This is a genomic window from Enterovibrio paralichthyis (assembly GCF_019209835.1).
Lineage (GTDB): Bacteria > Pseudomonadota > Gammaproteobacteria > Enterobacterales > Vibrionaceae > Enterovibrio > Enterovibrio paralichthyis.
The window spans coordinates 22,572-34,915 of the sequence record NZ_JAHUTS010000015.1 but is presented as its reverse complement, the minus strand read 5'-3'; the positions used below and the strand labels follow the sequence as shown (position 1 = coordinate 34,915).

At 47.4% G+C, this 12,344-nt stretch carries 11 protein-coding genes and 2 tRNA genes; all 13 read left to right on the top strand.

The window, feature by feature from the left end:
* The 13 genes from pstB to mglB all read left to right on the top strand — a co-directional run bounded on the left by pstB (nucleotide 1) and on the right by mglB (nucleotide 12,268).
* Nucleotides 1-768, top strand: coding sequence for a phosphate ABC transporter ATP-binding protein PstB (gene pstB / locus KU854_RS16520; protein ID WP_472848986.1), 768 nt, complete (start codon nucleotides 1-3; stop codon nucleotides 766-768).
* 168 nt (nucleotides 769-936) lie between these two features.
* A tRNA-Ser gene (locus KU854_RS16515) sits at nucleotides 937-1,027 on the top strand.
* An 85-nt stretch (nucleotides 1,028-1,112) separates the two neighbouring features.
* On the top strand, nucleotides 1,113-2,030 hold the full coding sequence (locus tag KU854_RS16510) for an integrase (protein WP_255555610.1): 918 nt from the start codon (nucleotides 1,113-1,115) through the stop codon (nucleotides 2,028-2,030).
* A gap of 607 nt (nucleotides 2,031-2,637) precedes the next feature.
* Nucleotides 2,638-3,603, top strand: coding sequence for a hypothetical protein (locus KU854_RS16505; protein WP_218359534.1), 966 nt, complete (start codon nucleotides 2,638-2,640; stop codon nucleotides 3,601-3,603).
* A 451-nt stretch (nucleotides 3,604-4,054) separates the two neighbouring features.
* Entirely contained in the window at nucleotides 4,055-4,834 is a 780-nt protein-coding gene (locus KU854_RS16500; protein WP_218359533.1) for a DUF4355 domain-containing protein, read from the top strand.
* 508 nt (nucleotides 4,835-5,342) lie between these two features.
* Nucleotides 5,343-5,433 (top strand) — tRNA-Ser (locus KU854_RS16495).
* 537 nt (nucleotides 5,434-5,970) lie between these two features.
* Nucleotides 5,971-6,414, top strand: a complete 444-nt coding sequence (locus KU854_RS16490) for a PTS sugar transporter subunit IIA (protein WP_218359532.1) — start codon at nucleotides 5,971-5,973, stop codon at nucleotides 6,412-6,414.
* Between the two features lie 10 nt (nucleotides 6,415-6,424).
* A complete protein-coding gene (locus tag KU854_RS16485; protein ID WP_002536881.1) occupies nucleotides 6,425-6,688 on the top strand; it encodes a PTS sugar transporter subunit IIB in 264 nt (87 codons plus the stop codon).
* 14 nt (nucleotides 6,689-6,702) lie between these two features.
* Nucleotides 6,703-8,055, top strand: coding sequence for a PTS ascorbate transporter subunit IIC (locus KU854_RS16480; RefSeq protein ID WP_218359531.1), 1,353 nt, complete (start codon nucleotides 6,703-6,705; stop codon nucleotides 8,053-8,055).
* Nucleotides 8,056-8,107: 52 nt separating this feature from the next.
* Complete coding sequence (locus KU854_RS16475; protein ID WP_218359530.1) at nucleotides 8,108-8,944, top strand: transketolase; 837 nt, start codon at nucleotides 8,108-8,110, stop codon at nucleotides 8,942-8,944.
* On the top strand, nucleotides 8,941-9,879 hold the full coding sequence (locus KU854_RS16470; RefSeq protein WP_218359529.1) for a transketolase family protein: 939 nt from the start codon (nucleotides 8,941-8,943) through the stop codon (nucleotides 9,877-9,879). The genes KU854_RS16475 and KU854_RS16470 overlap by 4 nt, the downstream gene beginning before the upstream one ends.
* A 161-nt stretch (nucleotides 9,880-10,040) precedes the next feature.
* Nucleotides 10,041-10,769, top strand: a complete 729-nt coding sequence (locus KU854_RS16465; RefSeq protein ID WP_218359528.1) for a GntR family transcriptional regulator — start codon at nucleotides 10,041-10,043, stop codon at nucleotides 10,767-10,769.
* A gap of 515 nt (nucleotides 10,770-11,284) precedes the next feature.
* Nucleotides 11,285-12,268 carry a galactose/glucose ABC transporter substrate-binding protein MglB gene (mglB, locus tag KU854_RS16460; RefSeq protein ID WP_218359527.1) on the top strand — a complete coding sequence of 328 codons (984 nt, stop codon included), beginning with the start codon at nucleotides 11,285-11,287 and terminating at the stop codon, nucleotides 12,266-12,268.
* Nucleotides 12,269-12,344 lie beyond the last annotated feature (76 nt).

Sequence of the window (12,344 nt, the reverse complement as noted above, 5' to 3'; positions counted from 1 at the left end):
GTGGATGCGCCTCGTATGACAGCCCGCAATGTGGGTGTCAGCTATGAAAATGGCGCTAAACCTGCGATTCGCAATGTGAACCTCGACATAGGCGAAAAGCAGGTACTGGCGATGATTGGCCCATCCGGCTGTGGTAAGTCGACGTTTCTTCGCTGCCTTAACCGTATGAACGACACAGTGCCAGGCTGTGAAGTCACCGGTAAAATCATGCTGGATAATCACGATATTTACGCCAAGGATCAGGAGATTGTTGAACTGCGCTCTCAGGTTGGCATGGTGTTTCAACGTCCGAACCCGTTTCCAAAATCCATCTTTGACAACGTCGCTTATGGCCCCCGTATTCATGGTCTGGTAGATAACAAAGACGAGCTGGAAGAAGTGGTGGAACAATCGCTGCGCCGCGCTGGCTTGTGGATGGAAGTGAAAGACCGTTTGGATCAGCCAGCGACCGGTCTTTCCGGTGGTCAGCAACAGCGCCTGTGTATTGCCCGAACTATCTCTATTGCGCCAGAAGTGATTTTGATGGATGAGCCATGTTCTGCGCTCGACCCTATCGCCACTGGCATCATTGAAGATCTGATTGAAGAGCTGAAAACCAACTTCAGTATCGTGATTGTGACGCACTCCATGTCGCAGGCATCGCGTGTTTCCGACCGCACCGCTTATTTCCATCTTGGCGATCTGGTGGAAGTGAACACAACCGAGCAGGTTTTCAACGCCCCAGAGCACAAACTGACCCGTGATTACATCAGCGGACGCTTTGGTTAAGGGCAAAACTGAAGAATAAGGGCAGGGCGGCTTAGGCTGCCCTGTTCATTTTTTATTGGATGTGATGCGTCATTGCGCAAAGTGTCTAAAGCCCGCTCAAACGAACGTAAATCCTTAAATTTAGGCTTTACAGCGTTGCCTTACCCTTATAATATTCGCCGCACCTACGGAGGGATGGCTGAGTGGTTGAAAGCACCGGTCTTGAAAACCGGCATACGTTAATAGCGTATCTAGGGTTCAAATCCCTATCCCTCCGCCAAATTGAAAGATTAAACCGCTGTTTTTACAGCGGTTTTTTCGTATCTGGGTTCTCAAAAATCACCTTGCACAGAAAGGTGGTACAGATGTACTTATTGAGACTCCCCAACAGCGTTTACTACATACGTATTGCAACTCCACTTTCACTGCGTGAAAGTGGTTACCCCAAAGAGTTCAAATTCTTCCTTCTGACCCGCGAGCGCAAGACTGCTTACCTGCGAAATATCGAGCAAGTTCAATTGCTTCACGGTTTGTTTGAAAAGGCCATCAGGCTGTCGCTGTGTTTCGTTGATTTTAAAGCGGAACTTGCTGACGCGATTGATGTATTACGTCAGGATTATCGAAAACAACCAGAAGTCCAAACTCGCGCACCTCAGCTGAGTACAACGGTCAGAAAGCCTGAGGCAAAAGGCGGCATCGACAGTGTGACGCTAGAGCAGTTTGTTGCCACTAAACAACTAGAAGGGGTCACTCAGCTTACCCTCAAGCAACTGACACAACGCTGCGATGATTTTCTGGCATACATGAGAGCGCAGGGGGCAATTAAGCCGACCAATGGCATTGCCATGGAATACCGTGGTGCATTGCTTCGCAGAGGGTTAAGCCACAAAACCCTTAAAGACTACCTTGCAGCCAATAAACAGTTTTTCAACTGGTGCGTTGCCAAAGAGCAAGTCGCCAGCAACCCATTCACTGTAATTAAACCGCCGACAAAGCTTAACCATCATGCACATGATGAGCGACAGCGCTGGGATTTAACCGATTTAAAGCGGTTATTGCAAAGCGATGCGTATACAAAGCAATCACAACAGTTCAAATGGATAACCTTACTGATGATGTATCAGGGATGTCGGCCTTCTGAAGTGTGTCAGCTTCGTGTTCAGGATATTCAGTTGGACGGGCAGCCCTGCATTCAATTTACCGACACAGGAAACACACGACGGCTTAAAAACGCCTCTTCGCGGCGAGTCATACCTATTCATCCCACGTTACTGGAACTCTAGGGTTTGTTGCTTATGTAAACCAACGCAAACGCACCAAGAAGACCCAACTGTTTGACCTTACTCCGCGAGGTGATGACCACGACTGGTCAAAAGATTATCGCGATACATTTGGTCGCGTTCTGGATAGCCTCGGATTCAAAGCAGGAGAGCGTGCTACTGCGTATTCTTTTCGTCATACCTTCATTGACGAGATGAAACGGGCGAATTTCGAAGAGCATATTGTGTCGCAACTTGTCGGGCATAAATATCAAGCCATGACCTATGGCAGGTATGGTAAACCACTTGAGCCTGGACAGTTGATGGACGCGCTTGGCTGTTTTAGTTTGGGTGATATTGGGGCAATGCTGACGGTGTGACAGCTGCGGAGCGTGGCCGAAAACAACGTCCACAGGAAAATGTGACGGTTACGCAACCCGCTGCGCTTGAGTCACACTTTTGCTTCGCAAAAGATGCACGCAAGCTACGGGCAAGAGAAGTATCTCTTGACTCTCTGACTCTACCTCTAGGAGGTCGAGAATGAAAGCAATCCGATTTTTCCATCGACGCTTCAATTATACGGCCGCCACCTAACCGAAATATTACCCGCCTTCAGGAGGGAATAATAAAAGTGCCGCATCAATGGAATGTGAGTAATTGCGAGATCACGTTGGATGAATACATTGAAGCAACGGTCGGCTTTCTAACAAGCTATTTCCCCAACTATCAGATTAGTGCGGTATTTGGACATGATGACGAGCGTGAAACCAACGAAGATACGGGGGCACATACCCACTACTTTCTTTCGGGGTGCAATAGTGAAACGGGTGAATACGACTTGCTTAAGATGCAACGTGCTATGGCCAATAATTACATTCTTCAAACAGGAATGGATATTGATTTATTCTCGTTAGATGGAAGTCTAAATAGCTCTCAAACAAAAGTGTTTGGTGAGGTTTTTCAGACAATGGTGCGTAGTTATTTTAACAAGAACCTTTTTCACCCTAAGGGGCTCACAGCTGAACTTGCACCAGAAACTGAGCGTCGCTCAAAGCAACGAGCCAAAATGAACTTACAAGCAAAGCTGCCCAAAGAGCAACGCGAGTACAATCACCATAATAGGATGATCTCAAAGCAGCGTGAACTTTTGGAAAGTTTAACTCATGAGAGTGAGCAGGTAAGAACAGAGCTGTCAGAGCGCCAATTTCAACTAGAGATGACCAAGGGCGAGCAGATGATGTTAGAAGATGAGGTGGAGTACTTGGAGCAAGAAAGATCAACGTTGCTTAAAGCTAAAAGCTTATTGCGAGATGAGGTGGCGCAAATGTTAGTAGATAGAGAAAAGTTAACTGACATCTTGCAAAAGCTGACCGATCAGGTCGTTGGAAGATTGACCAAATTTAGCCATAGCCTTTTCATGACTCTTCACGCGAATGATCTTGGATTGCAGAAAAAAGTTGATGTGTACATTAACAAGACGGTTGAGCATTTATTTGCGTTACCTGAACCACTTAGATCGCGTGGGGAAGCATTTTGGGAAGAGGCTAAGCACAGCGTAGCGCAAAAACGTCAGGCTGCACTGGATAAATCGAACTAATTGCGTAAGGTGTGAAGTAACTTGTTAGGAGACCCTAGCAATAACTCGGTGTAAACGGCCATGTATTCATGGCGAACGCGTGAACGTTTTTTGCTCAATTATGGTATGGGGTCTTAAGTAAAGATCGTTCCATATTTGAATGATTCGGCAATTGTTATTCAGCCGTTAAAAAGAAAGTTATCTCATCTGCTGAAATGTTGAACATGGTTTGATAACAGCGATGCTACGTAGATCTTGCGATGACGCTAAACAATTGCTTAGATAAATATTCAATTTATGAATGTTTGAATTAAAAGTAATTAATTTAAATGTTAAATGAATATTTTTTGTTTGGGGTGAGGTTTAAAATAAAAACGCTACTAAATATATTTTGGATTGCGCACGTTTTAAAAATAAGCTTTATTGTAAGTTTAGATCTTTAGTTAAATTATTCTAATTTTTGAGGCTTTGCATGAAAAAAACCGTTGTGATGTCAGTCGCTCTTTTGTCTGTTTCTGGTTGCGTGAATCAATTTTCTTCTATGCCAGACAAGAATGTTGTTTCAAATCCAGTTAAATATACCGAAAAATATGCAAGTGCATCTGAGAAAGGACTAATAAACCCGTTAGCGTTTGTTGGTGGACGGGACGATACAGATGAGTATCAAAAGTATCGAAAATCTTGGTGTGCTATTGATGGAACGGGGCCAACACTTCTTTTGGCTGAACTTTCTGATATTTGCACCTCGAAAGGTGGTGTGGTTCGTGATGATTGGTGTGTGAATGCTGAAAAAGATTTACCTCTATTCAAAATGAATATCGGTAACTCTACGTTAGGATGTTCGACGGGCATAAGCACATATGCAGAAGTAATTTCTCCAGTCTTAGACGAAGACAATGACGCAGCATGGCTAGAAGTGTCAAAATTGAATGGCTTCAAAGACGAAGATGAACTCAAGGCAGAGCAAAAGGCCAAAGTTGAGCGAGAAAAAGCGTTAGCAATAGCGGAGCAAGAACAGCAACGATTGGCAGCAGAGCAGAAACGTGCAGACGTTCGGAAAATGCTTTCTGTCCGTGGGTTAAGAATTTGTCAGAAGGGGAATTTAGGGACTTATGTAGGGTTCATCGAGGATTTCTCAAAGGAAAAAGTTAAAGTTCACGTAGCAAACTACGGTGGAGATGGATGGACTGTGGGCAACTTTCGAGAGACCACCATTTGGGATTACCCAAGCAACTGGTATGTTTGTGAATGAACTGCAATCTGACTCAGTTCTAGTCTAAATTGGAGTTGCTAATGTGTACACTTCAACGCTTTCTAACTCGGTTTAACTAAAAACTTCTTTTGATCATTCCAATTAGTGCTTTCAACTGGACAGACCTCCAAAATTAATTAAGATTAAGGGGTTGATATTAAAAGGTTTAATGAGCACCACTGGAAGTGGTTGTAGGGTTTCAGCCGAGCGATGCGACCGCGTAAATCCCGCTATATTTTCGTTCTTTGGCTCCGCCAAATTAGAGAAGGTCGCTGAGAAATCAGCGGCCTTTTTGCATTTTGTCTATTCATCAACTTTCAAATTGTTGTCCTATGGCATTCAGGGGTTTGAAGCTTTTCTTCCCTGGTTTGAGCTTCACAGACACTTCTTTTCCTCACTTTTAAAATACATTTTGACCAAAGTGTCTAAAGCCTGTCCAAACGAACGTAATTCAACAAATTTAGGCTTTACAGCTTTGTCGTCCCCCTATAATATTCGCCGCACCTACGGAGGGATGGCTGAGTGGTTGAAAGCACCGGTCTTGAAAACCGGCATACGTTAATAGCGTATCTAGGGTTCAAATCCCTATCCCTCCGCCAAATTAGAGAAAGCCCGCTCATCGAGCGGGCTTTTTCGTATCTGGGATATGCCTTTGGGGATAGGGATGCAGAATCCTAGACTCTAGGGGTTCAGCCGAGCGAAGCGAGACAACGTTGCGCGGCGAAGCCGGAGAAGCAACGGCCCGAAGGGCAAGGGAGCAAAGCGACCGCGTAAATCCCGCTACTGTTCGTCCTTTGGCTCCGCCAAATTAGAAAAGGCCGCTGAGAAATCAGCGGCCTTTTTGCGTTAAGTCTGCCCAAGAAATTAATACATTAATAGCTGGTGGTTGCCAAATATCCCAGAAGTGTTTGCATCACTCTCCTTACCATTAGATAAGCTAAATAACCCTGAGATTGTTCTCACTTTTATTTAAATTTATTGCAGAATATATCTCTATTGTGATGACTGGAACGTTATAGAAACTTCTGATTTTTCACTACACATAGATCAGACTTTCGTCACGAAAAACAGTTCTTCAAACCAGTAAATTCCACCTGTATAGACAACTTATTAGCTGTATAAGCATGGTGGTATGTATGCTTTCAACCTTACTCTCCGAGCACCGCATCGCGGTGGTAGATTCCGTTTCTGACTGGAAAGACGCCATTCATCAGGTGTGTGCGCCTTTAGTCATATCCGGCGATATCGAGCCTGATTACCAGTCCGCCATTATCGACACCACTGAGTCGCTTGGCCCTTATTACGTGCTGGCACCTATGATTGCCATGCCACATGCCCGCCCAGAACAGGGCGTGAACAATAACGCACTTTCTCTGCTCGTTGTCCGCAACGGTGTCGAATTCCACAGTGAAGAAAACGACCCGGTAAAGCTGCTGCTTCTGTTAGCGGCGAAAGACAGCGATCAGCACATCGAGCTCATCACCAAAATCTCTGAGTTCTTCTGCTCCGACGAAGATGTTTTAGCCGTCACTGAAGCGAAGAACACACAAGACATCATTGAAATTATTAACAAATATTGAGGGTAACACTATGCGTATCATGGCCGTTTGTAGCACAGGTCTGGGTTCTTCTTTCATGATCGAAATGAAAGTGAAGGAAGTTATGCGTGAGTTGGGCGTTGAGGCAGAAGTGAACCACACCGATTTGGGTTCAGTGACGCCAGACATGGCTGATGTGTTCATCTGCACCCGCGATTTGGCAGACAGCATTCATGCCGGTGACGTGATTTCTATTCCTAACATCACCGACAAAAATGCAATGAAAGAACAGCTCGTCGCTTACATGAACCGTTAATTGAGGGTTTCGCTATGCTCGACTTCATCACTGACATTCTAAGTACACCTGCGATCCTTATCGGTATCGTGGCCCTGATTGGTCTTGCTATCCAGAAAAAATCGAGCTCTGACGTCATCAAAGGCTCGATCAAAACTGTCCTTGGTTTCATCGTTATTGGCGGCGGTGCTGGCATTCTGGTGAATGCGGTTACCCCAATGGGCGTACTGATGGAAGAAGGGTTTAACCTTCGCGGCGTCATCCCGAACAACGAAGCAATTTACGCGACGGCAATGGCGGACTTCGGTGCGGCAACGTCACTAATTATGGCGTTCGGTATGGTGGCGAACATCTTCTTTGCCCGTTTCAGTAAGTTCAAATACATCTTCCTGACTGGCCACCACACCCTGTACATGGCATGTATGATTGCGATCATCCTGAGTGTGGCAGGCTTTAGTGGCGCGTCTCTGGTGTTCCTAGGCTCGGTTTCTCTGGGGCTTATCATGGTGCTGTTCCCAGCGATGGCGCAGCCATTTATGCGCAAGATCACTGGCAGTGATGATGTGGCATTCGGTCACTTCTCCACCGTGGGCTACGTGGCATCTGGTCTGGTGGGCAAACTAGTCGGTAAAGGCTCTAAGAGCACCGAAGAGATGAACCTGCCGAAGAACCTGGTGTTCCTGCGCGACTCCTCTATCTCTATCTCACTGACCATGGGCATCATTTACCTGATTCTGGTGATGGCAGCAGGCAGTGAGTTCGTCACCGAAAACCTGAGTAATGGTCAGAACCCAATTGTTTACGCCATTCTGACGGCTATCGGCTTTGCAGCGGGTGTGTTCGTTATCCTTCAAGGTGTTCGTCTTGTGCTGGCGGAAATCGTCCCTGCATTTACCGGTATCTCCCAGAAACTGGTGCCAAACGCAAAACCGGCGCTGGACTGCCCAATCGTATTCCCTTACGCACAAAATGCGGTACTGATTGGCTTCCTGTGTAGCTTCCTTGGCGGTCTGGTGAGCATGGGTGTGCTGGGTGTGATGGAGCTGACACTGATCCTGCCGGGCGTGGTTCCTCACTTCTTCACCGGTGCAACCGCAGGTGTATTCGGTAACGCAACGGGTGGCCGTCGCGGCGCGGCAGTAGGTTCATTCATCAACGGTGTGGTCATTACTTTCCTCACCCTGTGGCTGCTGCCTGTGCTGGGCGACCTTGGCTTTGCGAACACCACCTTCTCTGACTCTGACTTCGCGGTAACCGGTATCTTCCTGGGCTATCTGGCAATGCTGGGCAAAGAAGCTGTGATTCTGGGTGTGGCAGCCGTTGCCGCACTGGTTCTGAGCACTAACTTCATCGGTAAGAAATCTGCCGAAACTGCAGAAAACATCTAATTCCAGCGCGGGCTGATCACCAGCCCGCCTTTCTCTTTCTCCCGAGGTAACTATGCAATCTTTACTCGATCTGCGTCAGATTGAGGCCTTCAATCTGTCCATCAAAAAAGAAATGGCAAAGGCTTTACTGAACATGGGTTACGGACACTTTGGTGGTTGTCTGTCTGTTACGGAAACGCTGGCTTGCCTGTACGGTCGCTATTTGAAGCACGACCCCGCCAACCCGAAAATGCAAGACCGTGATTTGTTTGTGTTGTCTAAGGGCCATGCAGGTCCTGCGCTTTACGCTACCCTGGCCCTTCGCGGTTTCTTCGACATCGAATGGCTGAAAACCATCAACGGTAACGGTACGAATCTGCCAAGTCATGCCGATATGAACAAAACGCCGGGCGTAGACATGACCACAGGTTCGCTGGGGCAGGGCATCTCCTGTGCAGCAGGCATGGCGGCAGGAACCACATCAACCGTTTACACGATTGTTGGTGACGGCGAGCTTCAGGAAGGCCAGTGCTGGGAAGCGGCGCAGTTTGCCGCGCACCACAAACTGTCGAATCTGGTGGTGTTTGTCGACAACAACAAACGCCAGCTTGATGGCTACATCGACGAGATTCAGGCATCTTTCGATATCCGTGAGAAGTTTGCCTCGTTCGGTTTTAACGCCATCGATGTTGATGGCGAAAATATTGAGGCTATCTGCGCGGCGATTGAAGCGGCGCACGCAGAAACTCATCGCCCAACTGCCATCATTCTCGATACCGAAAAAGGTCAGGGCATGCCAACCGTCGAAGCGATTGAAGCCAACCACCATTTGCGTTTAGACGACAAACTGCGCGCAGCCATTGAAGCTGATATTGCGATGCTGGAACAAAAAATCGAGGAGCTGAAATGAGCAAAGAACTTCGCGTTATCCACGCAGAAATGCTGATGGAACTGGCTGAGCAACACGACAATGTGATGGTGCTGGAAGCCGACCTTGCGGGCAGTGTGAGTACCAAGAAATTCGCAGATGCTTTTCCGAATAACTTCGTGAACTGCGGCATTGCCGAAGCCAATATGATTGGCGTGGCGTCCGGCCTCTCCGCCGTTGGCAAAGTGCCTTTCGTTCACTCGTTCGGTTGCTTCGCGACTCGTCGTTGTTACGATCAGATTTTCCTCGCAGGCGGATACGCTGGCCAACATATCAATATCTTCGGCAGTGATGCGGGCGTTACCGCTGTCACCAACGGCGGTACTCACATGCCGTTTGAAGACACGGGATTGATGCGCTTGGTGCCGAATGCGACAGTCATTGATGTCTCTGATGAGTCTGTGCTTCGTGCTGCGATGCGTTACGCCTACGAACACAAAGGTGTGAACTATATCCGCTCTACCCGTAAAGATTTACCGGCGATTTATGGCTCGGAAGACGAGATTGAAATCGGTAAGGGCAATCTGTTACGAGAAGGTGCGGATCTCACCATCATCGCTGCGGGTATCTGTGTGCATGATGCGCTGGAAGCGGCCGAACAAATCGAAGCTAACACCGGCAAGACAGTTGCGGTTATCGATATGCACACCATTAAACCACTGGATACTGAGCTTTTGATTGCACAGACGCGCAAGACGGGTCGTGTGGTCACCATTGAAAACCACAATGTGATTGGTGGTCTGGGTGACGCTGTTGCATCTGCTCTTCTGTCAGGCGGTGTTGCCCTGCAAAGCTTCCATAAGCTGGGCGTGCAGGAACAATACGGTCAGGTGGGCTCACTCGACTTCCTGAAAGATGTGTACGGAATCAGCGCCGAACGCATTACAGATTTCTGTACCACGTTACTGAGTGCGTGAGCACGAGTTATCGCTAAATAAAAGTGACAGTTTGTATTCACCTAGCGATAACATAAACTAGGCGGCGGATCAGGGATCCGCCGTTTTTGTGTCTACAAACTAAAAAAACACCCAATAACATTGCAGTCAGTCGGCTAACAGATAACGAAAAAAGAGACGCTATGACGTTTAAAGTGACAGGGAAGCAACAGGAAGTCATCGACTTCATTGAGCATAAAATTGCGGGCAGCAACCTCTCGCCTGGCGATAAACTCGACACTGAAGCTGGAATTGCCAAACACCTCGGTATCACACGTGTTACTGTGCGTGAAGCCACCCGCTATCTTGTTGAGCAGGGGATAGTCTATCGTGTAAAGGGCTCAGGTCTGTACGTCGGCTCGGGTCAGGCAGCCCGGAGCGGGAATTTTCACGTTCTATCTCCGTTTGATGAACAGGCACAGAAAGCAGGGCAAAGTGCAGTCAGACGCGTGATTTCAAGTGCTATTATCGAAGTACCAAGTGTGCAAATTGCCCATGCTCTTCGGATTAAACCTAATGACAAGGTTTACTACATCGAACGCTTGATGAGCTTTGGCAACATGCCTGTATCGTTTGAACAGACCCATATTCCCGTGGCAGTTTGTGACGGCTTTAAGTTCAACCAGATTGAACACTCAAAGTATGGTTACATGGAGCTGATGACGGGCAAGAAAGTGCAAACGCGGGAACAGGATATTTCTGCTTTCAACCTGAGAGATGCCGAGATAGCTGAGCTGTTAAATGTAGATGAAGGGCAAGCAATGATTGAGTTGCGCGAAGTGGTCTCTTTTGACGATGGGACACCTTTCGAATACACAGTGGCGATAATCAACAGTGATCTTTTCAATATCCATCAAGTCACGAGAAGGTGAACGTTTATACAGCAACCTAATTGGCAGGGATGTTTGATACAGTAATTGTACATCGGGTCAAAAACAGGGCTTGGTGTGCTTTACTACTTGTCTAATTCTGCACAAGCAGCTAACAGCTCCTACTTCTAATAGAGCATCTAGACCAATGAAGTCTGCCAATCCCTCACTCCCACTAAACTCCATTCAACAAAAATTTCACGCGTCAAACGCAACTGAGCGAATATGAGATCTGCATGATTTTTCGCCTTGCTGCTATTCCACTTCACGTTTTAAATCTCGGCTCAAATTCACACGATTAGTATACGTTTACACCCACTTTCGATAATTATTTAATCGATCACATATTGTGAACGAACATCTTAATTTCAAAGAGATGGAAGCAAATTCACCATCCCGGTCACGTTAATTGAGTTGCAACTAAATATACTCCGTTAGGGAAAACGTTTACATAAGCAACGATCTGCTTATATAGCACCCTGACCCTACATAAAATAACAACACTTAGGATGTAACCTATGAAAAAGCTGACTGCACTAGCAATGCTTACCGCTGGATTGGGATTTGGCGCGCCTGCTATGGCTGACACCACTTTGGGCTTCACCATTTATAAGTACGACGACAACTTTATGTCCGTGGTTCGCCAGGCGATTGAGAAAGAAGCAAAAGCTGATGAAAACACCCGTCTGCTGATGAACGACTCCCAAAACAGCCAGTCAATGCAAAACGATCAGGTTGACGTCATGCTGGCTCGTGGCGTTCAGGCGCTGGCGATCAACTTGGTTGACCCGGCTGCGGCACCAACCATCATCCAGAAAGCGAAAATGGATGATGTGCCAATCGTCTTCTTCAACAAAGAACCCACCCAATCTGCGATGGCGAGCTATGACAAAGCCTATTACGTGGGTACAGATTCAAAAGAGTCCGGCATCATCCAGGGTGAGCTGATTGCGAAACAGTGGAAAGCGAATCCAAGCTGGGACAAAAATGGCGACGGCGTTCTCCAGTACGTGATGTTGAAAGGTGAGCCTGGCCACCCAGATGCAGAAGCACGTACCAGCTACTCAGTGAAGACCCTGAACGACAAAGGTATCACGACTGAAGAGCTTCACATGGATACCGGCATGTGGGATACCGCGATGGCGAAAGATAAGGTAGACGCTTGGTTGTCCGGCCCTAACGGCAACAAGATTGAAATCGTTATCGCCAACAACGACGGTATGGCGATGGGTGCGGTGGAAGCGCTGCGCGGCGCAGGCGTGAAACTGCCGGTTTACGGCGTGGATGCACTGGCAGAAGCGCTGGCGCTGGTTAAATCCGGCGACATGGCGGGTACTGTACTGAACGATGCAACCAACCAGGCGAAAGCGACCTTCGAACTGTCCCGCAACCTGGCAAAAGGTAAAGCAGCGGCTGAAGGCACCCAGTGGGTTATCCAGAACAAAGTGGTTCGCGTTCCTTACGTGGGCGTAGATATCGAGTCTATCGACAAGTTCATGTAACAGCCCGGTAGGAGGGGGAGTTCCTCCTCCTACACCTTTCTATTTATTTTTTCCTCAACAAGTACCAGATGAAGAG